Raw genomic sequence first — 15,221 nt, forward strand, 5'->3', positions numbered from 1 at the left:
CGGAGTCAGATGCTCAGATGCCGTACGCCTTGCGCAACAGCGTCAGCGGATGCGCGAGCTGCGAGCGGCGCAATCCGTTCTCGTCGATACCCTGTTCGATGTGATGTCCTGCAAGCTGGCAATCGGACGAAATGTAATCCGGCTCCGCCTGCGCCATCGCCTTGAAAACCGGCGTACCGATCTTCATCGCCATCGCGTGAAACTCCTTCTTTACGCCGAACGTGCCCGCATGGCCCGAACAGCGCTCAACGACGGTCACTTTCGTATCGGGCACGAGCGACAACGTTTCGAACGTCTTGCGCCCGATGTTCTGCACGCGCGCGTGACATGGGACGTGATATGACACCTTGCCGAGCGCAGTCTTGAAGTCGGTCTTCAAAAGGCCATCACGATGGCGCGACACGAAGTATTCGAACGGGTCCCAGAACGCATCGCTGACGGCACGCACGTCTTCGTCGTCGGGAAACATCAGCGGGAGTTCGTGCTTGTACATCAGCACGCAGCTCGGAATCGCGCCGATGATCGCGTAGCCTTCGCGCGCGTATTTCGCGAGCACGGGCATGTTCTTCTCTTTCTTGCCCGCGACGCCTTGCAGATTGCCCTGTTCGAGCAAAGGCATGCCGCAGCACGCCTCGCTCGCGACGAGTTCGTAAGGAATCTCGTTGTGCGCGAGCACTGCAAGCAGATCGTGCCCGATACCAGGCTCATTGAAATTCACGTAACAGGTCGCGTAAATCGCGACCTTGCCGGGCGTGCGCTCGCCATCGCGCACGGGCTTTTTCGGAGATTCCTGCGCAGCGCTGCGAAACTTGCGCGCGGCGAAATCAGGCAACCACGCCTTTTTGTCGACGCCCAGCGCCTTTTCCATCACACCGCGCGCGGCCGCCGTGTGATTCACAGTGTTGACGGTCTGCGTAACGACCGGAATGCCCGCGAAGTGGCCGAGCGCATCCGTGTTGGAGAGGAATTTATCGCGCAACGGCACATCGCCGCGCCGGTAATCGACCGCCTTCGCGCGCAGCATCAGATGCGGAAAATCGACATTCCACGGATGCGGCGGCACGTACGGACATTTCGTCATGTAGCAGAGGTCGCACAGATAGCACTGGTCGACGACCTTGCCGAACTCGCGCGTGTCGACGTCGTGCGCTTCGCCGCTATCCGTTTCGTCCACGAGATCGAAAAGTGCCGGAAACGCGCCACATAGCGACACACAGCGTCGGCATCCAGCGCAGATGTCGAAGACGCGCGACAACTCCTTGTCGAGCGATGCCTGATCGTAGAACCCGTCCGAGAGCCAGTCGAGCGGATATCGTGTGGGCGCGTCCAGACTGCCTTCCTTATGCGGCATGGCGTCGGGCTCCTCCTGTGCGAAAGCGATGCGATCGGACGAAGCGGCACCGCTCCGCGCAGTGCGCGCGGCGTCGACCGGACGCGCCGCACGTGCATACTGCATGCAATGCGCATGTGAGGGGCGTGCCTGTTTCAGCGGCGTCGATTCAGACCAGCAAGCAGAGCCTGTCAGTCCACCAGCGCTTCGAGTGCCTTCGTATAGCGGTTCGCGTGACTGCGCTCGGCTTTGGCCAGCGTTTCGAACCAGTTCGCGATTTCATCGAAACCTTCTTCGCGCGCTGCTTTCGCCATGCCCGGATACATATCAGTGTACTCGTGCGTTTCGCCGGCAATCGCGGCCTCGAGATTCAGGCGCGACGGACCAAACGGCAAACCCGTTGCCGGATCGCCGGTCGCTTCCAGATATTCGAGGTGACCATGTGCATGGCCAGTCTCGCCTTCGGCGGTCGAACGGAACAGCGCAGCAACATCGTTCTGTCCCTCGACGTCGGCCTTGGCTGCGAAATATAGATAGCGACGGTTTGCCTGGGATTCGCCGGCGAACGCGAACTTCAGATTCTCTTCGGTTCTGGAGCCTTTGAGCTGTGACATCTGTTGCCTCCATCCGTACCTGTATTGTGGGTGCGCGCTGGACGTTTGTCGTCTCTTTACGCGCCTCGAGCGCACGAGCCGACGCCGCGCGTCTCATCGTGCCTCTCTAAATCTAGAGGTTGCGCAACCCCTTCCCCAATTGTGTTTTTCAATGCCGTCGATAGCCAGAAACTGGCGTTTTTACGCATTTCGCATCGCTCTGCCAGGCAATTTCTGCAATAGCCAACGATTGCCGACGGTTGTCGCCGCGCAGCAGTACCGCAGCAAAAGCATTTCGTAACAAGTGCGTGACGCAGTTTGCGGGAACGTCTTGCTAAAGCGTTGCTCCGACCTAGACTGAAAGGCATCCAAGCCTTCACGTTGTCTTTTCGTTGGAGCTTTATATGCGTCTTACGATCTTGATCAACGGGTCGGATCCCAGCGTGAACCACGATTACGCTGTCCTCTGGCTCGACACGGATCAGCACCGATGGTCCAGAGAATCACATCAGGGCATTGACTTTCCCGCCTGGGGCGAACTGCGTGACGTCGATGGCGTCACGATGCTGTGCGCACCCAGCGACGACGCGCCGCTTTGCACGCTGCGCGGATTACACGTCGACCGCAAGCAGCGCGTAAGCGCCGCGCAGGGTTCGGCCGCGTGGTCTTCGTCATCGGCGCACAAGCCGATGAATGGGTATTGGCGGCTTCAGGCCGTCGATCGACAGCCTGTGCACGCTGAACACGGCGTGTTCGACAGCTGATCTGATCTGACACGGGGCGGCCAGCCGCGCCGCCCCCGCTTTGCTGCATTAGCACCAGTTAAAAGGCAGTATTCGCGCAGGTCGCGAACCTGATGCCGTTGCGTGCCCAGCCGGTAGTCGACATATCGATCGCGTCGCCGTCCGCGAGGTCTTTCGCGTGATGGCGGTAATTCAGACCGATTGCAATCATCTGACGAATGCCGGCAACTGGCGCGCCCAGACGGCCGGCGTTCTCCACGAGCGGGCGCTTCTCCGGGCCGGACGAGGCGGAGTCGAGGTCATCGATGTGATCCTTAGAACGCGTAGCGCATTCCGGCAAACACACTGCGGCCCGAGCCAGGATAGAAAATGGCGGTGCTGCTTACCGTGCGAGCGTCAGCAACGGTGCTGATGTCGCTCACATAGCGTTTGTTCGTCAGGTTGCGTGCATCGACGAACACTGAAACGCCATTGCGAAAGTCCATACCCGCCTCTACGCCGAGCAGCGCGTAGCCGGGCACGCGCAACGTATTGGCATCGTCTGCCCATGCGCCGGCAGGCACCCAGTCGACACTCGTCGAGATGTGAAAACCGTCTGGACGGGAATAACCGAGCGATGCACGCAATACATTCACCGGCACGCCCGCGATGCGATTCGAGCCACATTGCGGATCGTCCTTGAAGCGAAAGTCGCTCAGGTTCCAGAGTCCCGACAACGTGACCTTGTCGCCCGCTCCCGCCCGCGCGATGTCGCGGAAGAGATCGACCGACGCAGCCGCCTCGATCCCCTGAATGACCGTCCTGTTCGCATTGAACGTCGAGGCGGGAATGTCCGGGCTGGTCGTGTACTGAAGCAACTGGTCGCGCACAATCGAGTGATGCGCGGTGAGATCCCAGCTCACGCGGTCGCGCGCTCCTCGCGTGCCGAGTTCAAGCGTCCACGCATGCTGCGACGTGAGCGGCGTGAAGCGCGTCGTTTTGCTGAACGTCTGCGTGAGGTCGCCGAAGTCCGGTACATCCTGACTGCGCGTGATGTCGACGAACGCCTGAATGTCGCTGTTCGCCTGCCACAGCAGGCCGACCTTGGGATTCAGTCCGTTATACGTCTGGCTCGTCGACCTGTAGGCCGGATCGGCCGCCTTCTGAAGACCAGGGCGCAGCATGCGTGGGCGTCGTGAACGGTGTCAGAAAAGTGAGCGGCGATTAGCCACGCGGCCGTTGCAGCGGTCATGCAGCTGACCACTGGTTTTCATAGGTGTGAATTGCCATGTTGTCCACGCTGCACTACGCCGCGCCGGATCTGAACCGCTAATAAGGCGTGGAAACCCTGAATCGCTCGTTCCAGTTATCGACGTATGCCTTCACGATCTTTTCGTCGCCTCGAACCAGAAACCCGTTCTCGGCGTTGCGCTCTTCAGCGGACCTTGTGAAGTTGAACGAGCCGGTGAACACGCTCGCGTTGTCGAACACCATGATCTTGTTGTGCGCGATCGCAGGCCTCGTGTCGATCACGACAGGAATGCCCGCGTTGCGCAGGAACGTCGCGCTCGAATATCGCTGCGAAACCTGGCTCTTGTCCAGAATGACGTGAACGTCCACGCCCCGGTCTTTGGCGCGTTTGACTGCCGAAGCGATCGGCGCGCTCGTGAACGAATAGGCCTGAATCAGCAGACTGCGCCGGGTGTTGTTGATTTCATCGACGAGCAGGTCCTGACAGCTTGCGCCGTTCGGCACGAAGCAGACCTTATACGAAGCACCCGACGCGAATGGCGCGGCGGGTTCAGTGCGCGAAAAGAGTTGTTTGCCCCACGTGGCCAGCGAAGAATCGGCATGGGCAGCAGGAATCGAAAACGCTAGAGCGACGACGGCGAGGATACGGAGATGCATGCGATGTTGATGTTCTGTTTGTGCCGTTCGGGTGAGCGCGAAAGTATATCGGTATCGCAACGTCTTCGCGACTGCTTCAGGCATGTGCGCGCCTCGATTGTGTCGGGCGTATGCGCAAAAGAGCCGCGGTCCTGCCGACCGTGGCTCTTCTGGTTTTAGCCGGGCAATGCGCCGTTACGTTTTGTCACCAGAAGGACGTCAACTTGCGTCATCTGCCCGACGTTAAACCGGCAGCGCTGACCACTTACCCGGCGCGATAAAAAGGAGTCACTCAATGAAGACCATTTTCGCTGCGCTCGCTTCCGCCCTGCTCGTCTCGACAGCATTCGCCCAGACCACCGCGCCCGCTTCGGCGCCCGCGGGAACAGAGGCGCATCTGAAGGCATCGACAGCCGGCGGAGTAAAGACGGACACGACTGCCGGCAGCAAGACGACTGCTGCCGCGCCGGCCGCAAAGCACGCGTCAACCGCAAAGACCCACACGAAGGTTGCGCACAAAAAGCATCCGTCGGACGCAAATGTGGCAAAGGCGAAGACTGACTCCAGCAAGGCGGCGGATGCCACGCAGGCCAAAGCAAAAACCGATGCCAGCAAGACACCTGACGCTACGCAGACAAAAGCAGATAACACCAAGGCCGAGACGACTAAAACCCAATAACGTTATCGGCCAGACATCTTCCGTTGCGCCGATTTAAACGGAAGATGTCCCTCGCGGGCGAGTCGCAAGACTCGCCCTTTTTCGTTTCAGGCGATGAATGCGCGCTTGTCCGGCAAAAACCGGCTCCGGTCATTATCGACGGCAACGCCGCATCGAAAATCGATTTCGCTATAACGCAGTTAAAGCGTGCCGCGCAACGCAGGTTGACGGCAAGTCGAGGAAAGACTCGAATTCATTGAGCGGTATCTGTGCGAGATTGTCGACTACCCGAAGGTTTGAAAATCGCATTGCACGCGATGATGAAGACCTCGATCTGGAGACGTCGCCCATGAGAACACTCACAGAACAATTGACCCAGTACGCGGCTTATCACCGTGACCGCCGCAATATCGCCACGCATTTTGTCGGCATTCCGATGATCGTGCTCGCCGTCGCCGTGCTGCTGAGCCGGCCCGCGTGGAGCTTCTCCGCGTTGCCCTTTCCGCTTTCGCCCGCGTGGCTGCTGCTGGTCGTCACGACGCTGTACTACCTCGCGCTCGATGTGCCGCTCGGCATCATGATGGCGCTGGCGTTCGCACTGTGCCTTGTGGTCGGCCAGTGGCTCGCGGCGCAGTCCACGCTGACGTGGCTGCTCGCGGGTGTGGGCCTCTTCGTGGTCGGCTGGGTGTTCCAGTTGGTCGGCCACGTCGCGTATGAACATCGCAAGCCGGCGTTCGTCGACGATCTGATCGGCCTCGCGATCGGCCCGCTCTTCGTGCTCGCCGAAGCGCTATTCGCCTTTCGATGGCGGCCGGCGTTACGCGAGGCGATCGAGGCACAGGTCGGCGCGACGCGCATCAATCCCGCTGTGCCCGCCGCGCCGCAACGACGCTAACGCGGCGCGAAACGCACCAGCCGCACGCCGTGCAGCGCCGTCAGCGCGACGGCGATCCAGATCGGCCCGTAGGTGGCCAGTTGCGCAGCGGAGAGCGTTTCGCCAAGCAACGTCACCGATACGATCACGAGCAGCACGGGCTCGACATAGCCGAGGATGCCGAACAGCGCCATCGGCAGCAGCCGGCTCGCTTTCAGATACGACGCGAGCGCCGCGGTGCTCAACGCGCCGAGCCCGGGCAATAACAGCAACCACATGTCGTAGCGGCCGTGGAGCAGCGCCAGCGAGCCGCCTGTCGAGACGAAAGCGATCGCAACGGGAAACAGCAGCATCACTTCGAGCGCAAACGCAGTCAGGGAATCCGCGTTGATTTTGCGGCGCAGCACGAAGTACGGCGGATAGCCGAGCGCGACGAGCATCGTCGGCCATGAAAATGCACGCGTCATCCACAGTTCATGCGCCACGCCCACCGCCGCGCACGCAACTGCCAGCCATTGCAGCCCGTCGAGCCGCTCGTGGTAGTAAAACCGGCCGACGAGCACCATCATCAGCGGCAACAGAAAATAGCCGAGCGAGACTTCGAGCATGCGGCCGTGCAGCGGCGCCCACAGGAAAACCCACAACTGCAAGCCAAGCAGCGCAGCGCTGATCACGAGCGCAATCCCGATGCGAGGGCGTTTCACGGCGCGCGCCGCCAGTTCCCGCAATTGCGGTATCCGTCCGCGCAACGCGATCAGAAGCAGCGCGCCGGGCACGGTCCAGATGATTCTCCACGCAAAAATATCGAGGCCCGTCAGCGGCGCGAGCAGTTTCGCGTAGGCCGACAGCAGCGCAAACAACGCCGAAGCGCCGACGGATAACGCGATGCCACGCCCCGGTTCGTACTGGTTCATCGGCCGACCGTCCGCAGTGCCGCAGTATTCAAGGCGCTCAACGCATTCAGGCAAGCACACGTCGTGCCGCGCATGAAGGCGGCGTCTTTCATTTTCATCGCAGGAATTTATCCAGGCGGGCGGCAGGCACAACTGTCACCGCCCCGTAAAGGCAAGCCCGCATTCTAGACGCCTCGCCGCCATCAACGCCTGCATTTATTCCGTGCGCATCGGCGCTCGATGAACTAGAACGTAACTTCATCCCTTGCCGTCATGTCTGGATGCCCAGTCTTTCCGAACTGCCTTGAGCGTGTGCCAAGCGCGTTTCTTGCTTGAAGGCACGTCTTTTTCCATCATCTGCGCGTGCACGTTACCCGCCTTTCCGATGCGTGCGTCACCGATGCGCGCAAACCGCACGGCCAGCAGCCACCACCGAAAAGAGGAACACTGCATGACTCAGCCTGCGCTATTGCAAGAAGTAACGCCCGGATTTGCCGTCGAGATCCGCGCCGGCCTCACAAAGACACCGCAGAAGGAATTGCCCTCGAAATATCTGTATGACGAAGTGGGCTCCGCGCTCTTCGAAGTCATTACCGCGCTGCCCGAATACGGCGTCACGCGTTCGGAAGAACGTCTGCTGACGCGTCACGCCACCGACATCGTCGCGCAGCTTTCACCGGATGTGACCGTCGCCGAACTCGGTAGTGGCAGCGGTCGCAAAACGCGCCGGATTCTTGAAGCACTGTGTAAAAAGCACCCCACGTCTTACTGTCCGATTGAAATTTCGCGCACCGCCTTGCAGTTGTGCCGGCGCGAACTCGGCGATATCGAGCGGATTTCGATCGTCGGTTATGAGAAGGACTATCTGGCGGGGCTCGCGGAAGTCAGCGCAAAACGGCCCGACGGTGAACAGCTGCTGGTTCTCTTTCTCGGCAGCACGATCGGCAATTTCGGACGGCTCGCTGCGACGCGCTTTCTGCGCGACATTCGCACGATGCTCAAGCCCGGCGACGCGCTGCTTCTCGGCACCGACCTCGACAAGCCAGTTCCGACGCTGGTCGCCGCCTACGACGATCCGATCGGCGTCACGGCGGCGTTCAACCTGAACCTGCTCGCGCGGATCAATCGCGAACTGGGCGGCGATTTTCCGCTCGATGCGTTTGAACATGTCGCGCGCTTCAATCCGGAAGTACGCAGTATCGAGATGCATCTGCGCGCGAAACGTCGCGTGACGGCGCACGTGGCGGCCGCGAGGCTCACGGTGACGCTCGAGGAAGGCGAAACGATCTGGACGGAAAGCAGCCACAAATACCGCGCGGACGAAGTCGGCCCGATCGCGGGCGATGCGGGCTTTACATGCCAGCATCAGTGGATCGAACGCGACTGGGGCTTTGCGGAAAGTTTGCTGGTGGCGCGATAGCGTTGTGGTTTTGCGCGGCGCGGCATGAACGCGCCGCGCAGTTCGGGTCAGTGCTGCTCGAAGCGCTCGTAGCGCTTTTCCGTCGACCGTTCTTCGCCGGTGACTTCGGTCACGCGCGCGGCCGGCGGCCCGTGACGCAGCCACGACAGCATCCGGTCAACCTGATTGGCCGCGCCCTGCAGCATCGCTTCGACGGAACCGTCGTCGAGGTTCGCCACCCATCCCTTGATGCCGAGCGCGTGCGCCTGGCGCACCGTCGCGTGACGAAAGCCCACGCCCTGCACAAGGCCGCGCACGCGCACGTAATACGTTTCGATTCGTGAATCCAGATCCGGCGCAGTCATGCGGACCTCTCCTGACTATCTTTTCAAGCCGGCATTCTAGTCGCCCCGCTGAATTGATGCTGGACGCAAACGAGGCCGCGGCCGCGCTCCGGTGACCACATCGCGCGCTCCACGTACAATCCGTCGACCATTCAACCGGCGCTGCCCGCTATCCGCCGCTCACGCGAACGAAAAATGCCGCGCGCCATGCAGGGAAATCGTAACGAATGACCGATCAGAATCGCGATCTGGTGCTCGTCACCGGTGCCTCCGGCTTTGTCGGATCGGCGGTGGCGCGCATCGCGCAGCAAAAGGGTTTCGCCGTGCGCGTGCTGGTGCGCGCGACGAGTCCGCGGCGCAACGTCGAAGCGCTCGACGCAGAGATCGTCGTCGGCGATATGCGCGACGAAGCGTCGATGCGTGCCGCGCTGCGCGGCGTGCGCTATCTGTTTCACGTCGCCGCCGACTATCGTCTGTGGGCGCCGGACCCGCTCGACATCGAGCGCTCGAACCTCGAGGGCACCGAGGCGACGATGCGCGCCGCCTTGAAGGAAAGCGTCGAGCGCATTGTCTACACGAGCAGCGTGGCCACGCTGAAAGTGACGAGTTCCGGCCAGTCCGCCGACGAAACCTCGCCGCTGACGCCGGAAAAAGCGATCGGCGTGTACAAGCGTAGCAAGGTGCTGGCCGAGCGCGCGGTGGAACGAATGATTGCCAGCGACGGGCTGCCTGCCGTCATCGTCAATCCGTCGACGCCGATCGGTCCGCGCGACGTCAAGCCGACGCCGACCGGCCGCATCATCGTCGAGGCGGCACTGGGCAAGATTCCGGCCTTCGTCGATACGGGTCTGAATCTCGTACACGTCGACGATGTTGCCGCCGGGCACTTCCTGGCGCTGGAGCGCGGCAAGATCGGCGAACGGTACATTCTGGGCGGCGAAAACCTGCCGCTGCAGCAAATGCTCACCGACATCGCGAACCTGACCGGCCGCAAGCCGCCGACCATCGCGCTGCCGCGCTGGCCGCTGTATCCGCTGGCCGTCGGCGCGGAAGCGGTGGCGAAGATCACGAAGCGGGAGCCGTTCGTGACGGTCGACGGTCTGAAGATGTCGAAAAACAAGATGTATTTCACATCGGCGAAAGCGGAGCGCGAACTCGGCTATCGCGCGCGCCCCTATCGCGAAGGGTTGAGCGATGCGCTGGAGTGGTTCAGGCAGGCCGGATATCTGAAGGCGTGAGCGTCGCCGCCGTACGGCACGAACACGCACTTTGTTACAACGTCGGCCGTTCGGCGTCAGTTCAAGGCTGCGCGCAGCGGTTAAAATCGCCGGTCTTACCAGAGAAAGCCTCGCATGAATCTTCAAGAACAGATTGGCGCGCTTGAAACGGGCGTCGATCAGCTCAATCAGCTCATTCAGGTCGCGCTGGCCCCGAAAGCCGCGGCCACCGCAGAACCCGTTGCGGAAACGGCGCCGTCAATGGACGCGTCTGCTCATTCCGCTGCGTCGGCTGAGCCTGTTGATCAGGCCGCTGGATCGCCGGAATCCGCTGAACCCGCCGCTGAACCCACCGCCGGCGAAAAGCCGACGCTGAGCATCGCCCGTCCGGCGCAGAACGAAATCACGATGACGATTGGCGGCCAGACGGTCTCGCTGCGCCCCGAGCAGGTCGGTCAACTGATCGAGGAACTGGCGAACGCGCGCGCGTCGATGACGCCCGAGCCGCCGGGTGGCCTGCCGCCGGGCTGGCGTTTCGTGTCGACGAAGAATCCGGTGATGGCTGCGCAGAAGCAGTCCAACGGCGACCGTCTGCTAGTGTTGCGTCATACCGGCCACGGCTGGGTGCCGTTCACGTTCTCGCCGGAAATGGTCGTCCAGATGTACGCGATGCTGACGCAGCGGTGATGCGCGTCCGACGCTTCTAGTGCTTCTCACGCCCGCGCAGCATTCCTCGCCTGCCGGGATGTCTCCAATGCCTGCAAGGCGCCGCTCGCGCCTGTGATGCGCAGGCGGCGCGTTGCGCGCCGCCATCCTGCCTATCGTTCCTGCACTGGCGCCTGAACCCGCGACTTCCACTGACCGCCCTTGCCGCGCCAGTAACGCACCGCCGACGCAAACGTCGCGCCAACGTAGAACAGCGCCACCAGCGGCAGGAACGGCGCCCACAGCGGCGAACGTCCGTAATACCGGAGCATCGGCGCGTAGGCGCAGCACATGAGCGCCCAGGCGAGCCACGCCGGCCAGCCGACCGGCCCGAGCACGAGCGCCGCGACCGGCGGAATCAGATAGATGATCGTCATGCCCGCCAGCGTGCCGGCCAGCAGCCAGCCGTTATAGCGCAGCTGCGTGAACGCCGTGCGCGCGATCATGTTCCAGATGTCCTTCCAGCTGTCGTATGGACGCAACGAGATGCTGCGCGCCGCAACATCCAGCCGGATCGGATGACGCCCTTCGCCCCGGTGCTTGATGCGCGCCGCCAGGCTGCAATCGTCGATCAGTTCGGCACGGATCGATTCGATGCCGCCGGCTTCCTCGAGCGCGGTGCGGCGCACCAGCATGCAGCCGCCCGCCGCGGCCGCCGTCTTGTTGCGCGGGTTGTTGACCCACGAAAACGGATACAGCTTGGCGAAGAAGAACACGAATGCCGGAATCAGCGCCTTTTCCCAGAACGAGTCGCAGCGCAGCCGGACCATCAGCGAGACGAGATCGCGCTTTTCTTCGTCAGCCCGTGCGACGAGCTGCGTCACGGCATCGGCGGGATGGCCGATGTCGGCGTCGGTGAGGAGCAGGTAGTCGGCGGGAAAGCCGAGCGTCTTCACGGCTTCGATGCCCTGCGATTGCGCCCATACCTTGCCCGACCAGCCCGCCGGCAATGGCTTCGCGGTCAGTACCGTCAGGCGGTCCGGACACTGCAGTTGCAGCGCGGCCGCACGGGCGGCGTCGGCAGTGCCGTCGGTGCTGTGGTCATCGACGACGATCACGTGAAACGCGCCCGCGTAGTCCTGACCCAGCAGCGAAGCGACCGCACGGGCGATCACGTCGGCTTCGTTACGGGCGGGCACGACGGCGGCCACCGCGGGCCAGCCGCCGGCGTCACGCGGCTTTGCCGGCAGCGGCGCCGCGGGACGCGCCCGCCAGAAGCCGCCACGCGCGAGCAGCAGGACGCCCCAGATCAGCAGCGAAAGACACGAAAGCGCAAACAGAACCAGCATCATGCGTTGCCCTCAACCGATAGTGCCCGCCCGGAAGCGCGCGAGCGCAGTGCCTCAGGCAGCAACCTGCCAGCGACGGGAATGTATTTGAAGCGATCGACGTCCATCCAGCGAGCCTTGAAATGCATCCGGTAATCCGGACAGTGAAGAGGCCCATCAAGCAGCCAGCGATGCGGCCGTTATAAGCAGATACCGCAAGGCCCAATAGTTTAAGGGTTCCGCACCTATGCTGCACCGAGTCATTCTTGCCACAACAGGTTGTGGTATCGGATATGTCCTGGAAAGCACGTCTCGCCCGATAGCGTTAGAATGCGCGTTTGGTTTTCGGTGTACCGGCCTTTCGTCGGACTTAACACACCATCTAATATGATGTCGCGGCGATAAGGTCGTTTTTACCGACTTCTTCGAAACCCGCGTCAGTCGGAGTTCGCCTGCCTATGCGAGTCATCCTTGCTCAACCCCGCGGCTTTTGTGCGGGTGTTGTCCGCGCGATCGAGATTGTCGATCGTGCTTTGCTACAACATGGGGCGCCCGTTTATGTGCGCCACGAAATTGTCCACAATCGTCATGTGGTCGATAACCTGCGCCGGAAAGGCGCCCGCTTCGTCGAGGAACTCGACGAAGTGCCGCAAGGCGCCGTCGCGATTTTCAGCGCGCACGGCGTCGCGCAGACCGTCGAACGGGACGCGGAACAACGCGGCCTCGACGTGCTCGACGCGACCTGCCCGCTCGTCACGAAAGTGCACGTGCAGGGTCGTCAGTACGTCGCTGCCGGCCGCACGTTAATTTTGATCGGTCATGCTGGTCACCCGGAAGTCGAAGGGACGATCGGTCAGATTCCGGGCAAGGTGCTGCTCGTGCAGAGCGAAGCCGAAGTCGGCACGCTCGACCTGCCGCTCGACACGCCGCTCGCGTACGTCACGCAGACCACGCTGTCGGTCGACGACACACGTGGCATCATCGACGCGTTGTTGCGCCGTTTCACCGACATCGTCGGCCCGGATACGCGCGACATCTGCTACGCGACGCAAAACCGCCAGGCGGCGGTGCGCGAGCTGTGCACGCTGGTCGATGTGCTGCTGGTCGTCGGCGCGACGAACAGCTCGAACTCGAACCGTCTGCGCGAAATCGGCAGCGAAACCAACGTGCCGAGCTACCTCGTCGCCGATGGTTCCGAAGTGCGGCCGGAGTGGTTTGCAAATGCGCAGACCGTCGGCATTACGGCGGGCGCGTCGGCGCCGGAAGAAATGGTTGAAAACGTGATCGATGCGCTGCGCGCATTGGGGTCCGTCGATGTCACGACGATGGCGGGCCGTGAAGAAAAAGTTGAATTCAAGTTGCCGTTGAAGCTGACGCAACCACTCGCTGCACGCGAAGTTTAAGGAGGACGCCTTGTCTATTCCGCTGCTACAGAAAGTCCGGGTTGGCGCATACATCATGCGTCAGCACCTCGCAGGCAACAAACGCTACCCGCTCGCACTGATGCTGGAGCCGCTGTTCCGCTGCAATCTCGCCTGCAATGGTTGCGGCAAGATCGATTATCCGGATCCCATCCTGAACCAGCGTCTGTCGCTGGAAGAATGCCTTGGCGCGGTCGACGAATGCGGCGCGCCGGTCGTTTCGATTGCAGGTGGCGAACCGCTGCTGCACAAGGAAATGCCGCAGATCGTGAAGGGCATCATGGCGCGCAAGAAATTCGTGTACCTGTGCACGAACGCGCTGCTGATGGAAAAGAAGATGGACGACTACGAGCCGAATCCGTATTTCGTCTGGTCGGTTCACCTTGACGGCGACAAGGAAGCGCACGATCACTCGGTGTCGCAGGAAGGCGTGTACGAGAAGGCCGTCGCTGCGATCAAGGAAGCGAAGCGCCGCGGTTTCCGCGTCAACATCAACTGCACGCTGTTCAACGACGCCGTGCCGGAACGCGTCGCTGCATTCTTCGACACGCTCGGCCCGATGGGTGTCGACGGTATCACGGTGTCGCCGGGCTACGCGTACGAACGCGCGCCGGACCAGCAGCACTTCCTGAACCGCGACAAGACCAAGCACCTGTTCCGCGAAATCTTCAAGCGCGGCAACAACGGCAAGAACTGGTCGTTCAGCCAGTCGAGCATGTTCCTCGACTTCCTGGCCGGCAATCAGACATATGAATGCACGCCGTGGGGCAACCCGGCGCGCACGGTGTTCGGCTGGCAAAAGCCGTGCTATCTGGTCGGCGAAGGTTATGTGGAGACCTTCAAGGAACTGATGGACACCACCCAGTGGGAAAACTACGGCACCGGCAACTACGAAAAGTGCGCGGACTGCATGGTCCACTGCGGTTTCGAAGCGACGGCCGTGATGGATACGGTCACGCATCCGCTGAAGGCACTGAAGGTCGCTATCTCGGGCCCGAAGACGACCGGCGCGTTCGCGAAGGACATTCCTTTGGACAAGCAACGTCCGGCGGAATACGTGTTCTCGCGTCACGTCGAGATCAAGCTGGAAGAGATCGGCCGTGCGGGTAAGGGTAAGAAGGTGGAGCGGGCAGCGACGGTGGTTTGAGCGGCGGCGGTTTTCTCTGCCTTGATAAGAAAGGCGCAACGGTTTAGCCGTTGCGCCTTTTTCTATTCAGGGAGTTGGATAGAGTGCCGGCGGACACGGCCTGGCACGGCGCGTAATGTGCAAAGCGTCCGGGCTCTGGTCGATCAACCCGCGCCACGCGCGTTGTGCTGCGTCAGAAACTTGATCAGACCATCCACGCCACCCTTCGCAAGTTGATCCGCGAACTGGGTCTGGTACACCTGGATCAGCCACGCACCCATCATGTTGATGTCGTAGATCTTCCAGCCGCTGGCCGTCTTTTCCAGCCGGTAGCCGACCGAATCGTCGCCGCCGTTACTGATGACGTGCGTCTGCACGACGGTGTCCTTGTCGCCCGGTGCGGCCGTCGACGGCAGGAAGTTGAACTTGACGTCCTGATCGCGCAATTGCGACAACGAAGCGGCGTAGGTGCCCACCAGCAGCTTCTGGAACTGCTCGTACAGCTGCTTCTGCTGTTCGGGCGTCGCGGTTGTCCACGCCTTGCCGACCGCGATACGGGTCGTGCGCTGGAAGTTCGTCGACGGTACAAAGTGCGCCTCGACGACCTGGGTGATCTTGCCCATGTCGCCGCCACGCGCCTGCGGGTCGGCCTTCATCGCGCTGACCGTGCCTTCGACCGCGGCTTTCACGACCGCGTCAGGCGCGGTTTGTGCGAAGGCCGCTGTGGACATCACGGCGGCCACGAAAAATGCAGACAGATAACGTTTCATACGCTCTTCAGGAC

General features: G+C 61.8%; 16 protein-coding genes and 1 pseudogene. 8 read left to right on the plus strand and 9 right to left on the minus strand.

Features of this window, described 5'->3' with window-relative positions:
- Window positions 1–13: 13 nt before the first annotated feature.
- Window positions 14–1,351: a heterodisulfide reductase-related iron-sulfur binding cluster gene (locus P3T16_RS24890; protein WP_429344345.1), complete on the minus strand. Its 1,338-nt coding sequence runs from the start codon at window positions 1,349–1,351 to the stop codon at window positions 14–16.
- A gap of 170 nt (window positions 1,352–1,521) precedes the next feature.
- The gene (locus P3T16_RS24895; RefSeq protein WP_429256251.1) at window positions 1,522–1,944 is read right to left on the minus strand and encodes a rubrerythrin family protein; all 423 of its coding nucleotides are present in this window, start codon (window positions 1,942–1,944) and stop codon (window positions 1,522–1,524) included.
- 383 nt (window positions 1,945–2,327) lie between these two features.
- Between P3T16_RS24895 and P3T16_RS24900 the strand changes: the two genes are divergently transcribed.
- Window positions 2,328–2,687, plus strand: coding sequence for a DUF3564 domain-containing protein (locus P3T16_RS24900; protein WP_429256252.1), 360 nt, complete (start codon window positions 2,328–2,330; stop codon window positions 2,685–2,687).
- Window positions 2,688–2,745: 58 nt separating this feature from the next.
- Here P3T16_RS24900 and P3T16_RS24905 read toward each other — a convergent pair whose 3' ends face one another.
- From P3T16_RS24905 to P3T16_RS24915, 3 genes and pseudogenes are all read right to left on the minus strand, one after another.
- Entirely contained in the window at window positions 2,746–2,925 is a 180-nt protein-coding gene (locus tag P3T16_RS24905) for a hypothetical protein (protein WP_429344308.1), read from the minus strand.
- 55 nt (window positions 2,926–2,980) lie between these two features.
- Window positions 2,981–3,805 (minus strand): annotated as a pseudogene (locus tag P3T16_RS24910) (TonB-dependent receptor domain-containing protein); the annotation flags it as partial.
- Between the two features lie 169 nt (window positions 3,806–3,974).
- The gene (locus P3T16_RS24915) at window positions 3,975–4,553 is read right to left on the minus strand and encodes a phospholipase D family protein (protein ID WP_429344309.1); all 579 of its coding nucleotides are present in this window, start codon (window positions 4,551–4,553) and stop codon (window positions 3,975–3,977) included.
- 274 nt (window positions 4,554–4,827) lie between these two features.
- Here P3T16_RS24915 and P3T16_RS24920 point away from each other — a divergent pair, with 274 nt between their 5' ends.
- Together P3T16_RS24920 and P3T16_RS24925 are read left to right on the plus strand one after the other, a co-directional pair.
- A complete protein-coding gene (locus tag P3T16_RS24920) occupies window positions 4,828–5,211 on the plus strand; it encodes a hypothetical protein (protein ID WP_429344310.1) in 384 nt (127 codons plus the stop codon).
- A 328-nt stretch (window positions 5,212–5,539) separates the two neighbouring features.
- On the plus strand, window positions 5,540–6,085 hold the full coding sequence (locus tag P3T16_RS24925) for a DUF962 domain-containing protein (RefSeq protein WP_429344311.1): 546 nt from the start codon (window positions 5,540–5,542) through the stop codon (window positions 6,083–6,085).
- Here the strand turns inward: P3T16_RS24925 and rarD are convergent.
- A complete protein-coding gene (gene rarD, locus P3T16_RS24930; protein ID WP_429344312.1) occupies window positions 6,082–6,978 on the minus strand; it encodes an EamA family transporter RarD in 897 nt (298 codons plus the stop codon). The genes P3T16_RS24925 and rarD overlap by 4 nt on opposite strands.
- A gap of 430 nt (window positions 6,979–7,408) precedes the next feature.
- On the opposite strand from rarD, the gene egtD reads away from it, so the two are divergent.
- On the plus strand, window positions 7,409–8,377 hold the full coding sequence (egtD, locus tag P3T16_RS24935; RefSeq protein ID WP_429344313.1) for an L-histidine N(alpha)-methyltransferase: 969 nt from the start codon (window positions 7,409–7,411) through the stop codon (window positions 8,375–8,377).
- Window positions 8,378–8,424: 47 nt separating this feature from the next.
- On the opposite strand, the gene P3T16_RS24940 is transcribed toward egtD, so the two are convergent.
- Entirely contained in the window at window positions 8,425–8,721 is a 297-nt protein-coding gene (locus P3T16_RS24940) for an acylphosphatase (protein ID WP_429344314.1), read from the minus strand.
- 206 nt (window positions 8,722–8,927) lie between these two features.
- On the opposite strand from P3T16_RS24940, the gene hpnA reads away from it, so the two are divergent.
- Together hpnA and P3T16_RS24950 are read left to right on the plus strand one after the other, a co-directional pair.
- The gene (gene hpnA / locus P3T16_RS24945; protein WP_429344315.1) at window positions 8,928–9,938 is read left to right on the plus strand and encodes a hopanoid-associated sugar epimerase; all 1,011 of its coding nucleotides are present in this window, start codon (window positions 8,928–8,930) and stop codon (window positions 9,936–9,938) included.
- 114 nt (window positions 9,939–10,052) lie between these two features.
- The gene (locus P3T16_RS24950) at window positions 10,053–10,604 is read left to right on the plus strand and encodes a hypothetical protein (RefSeq protein WP_429344316.1); all 552 of its coding nucleotides are present in this window, start codon (window positions 10,053–10,055) and stop codon (window positions 10,602–10,604) included.
- 131 nt (window positions 10,605–10,735) lie between these two features.
- Here the strand turns inward: P3T16_RS24950 and P3T16_RS24955 are convergent, their stop codons facing one another.
- Window positions 10,736–11,914 (minus strand): glycosyltransferase, encoded by a 1,179-nt coding sequence (locus P3T16_RS24955; RefSeq protein ID WP_429344317.1) that lies wholly within the window; start codon window positions 11,912–11,914, stop codon window positions 10,736–10,738.
- A 434-nt stretch (window positions 11,915–12,348) separates the two neighbouring features.
- On the opposite strand from P3T16_RS24955, the gene ispH reads away from it, so the two are divergent.
- Together ispH and hpnH are read left to right on the plus strand one after the other, a co-directional pair.
- On the plus strand, window positions 12,349–13,293 hold the full coding sequence (gene ispH / locus P3T16_RS24960) for a 4-hydroxy-3-methylbut-2-enyl diphosphate reductase (protein WP_429256264.1): 945 nt from the start codon (window positions 12,349–12,351) through the stop codon (window positions 13,291–13,293).
- A gap of 10 nt (window positions 13,294–13,303) precedes the next feature.
- Complete coding sequence (gene hpnH / locus P3T16_RS24965; RefSeq protein ID WP_429344318.1) at window positions 13,304–14,458, plus strand: adenosyl-hopene transferase HpnH; 1,155 nt, start codon at window positions 13,304–13,306, stop codon at window positions 14,456–14,458.
- A gap of 143 nt (window positions 14,459–14,601) precedes the next feature.
- Here the strand turns inward: hpnH and P3T16_RS24970 are convergent, their stop codons facing one another.
- Window positions 14,602–15,207, minus strand: coding sequence for an MlaC/ttg2D family ABC transporter substrate-binding protein (locus P3T16_RS24970; protein WP_429344319.1), 606 nt, complete (start codon window positions 15,205–15,207; stop codon window positions 14,602–14,604).
- Window positions 15,208–15,221: the final 14 nt, after the last annotated feature.

This window comes from Paraburkholderia sp. GAS42 (genome assembly GCF_050436565.1).
In the GTDB taxonomy this organism is placed as follows: Bacteria; Pseudomonadota; Gammaproteobacteria; order Burkholderiales; family Burkholderiaceae; genus Paraburkholderia.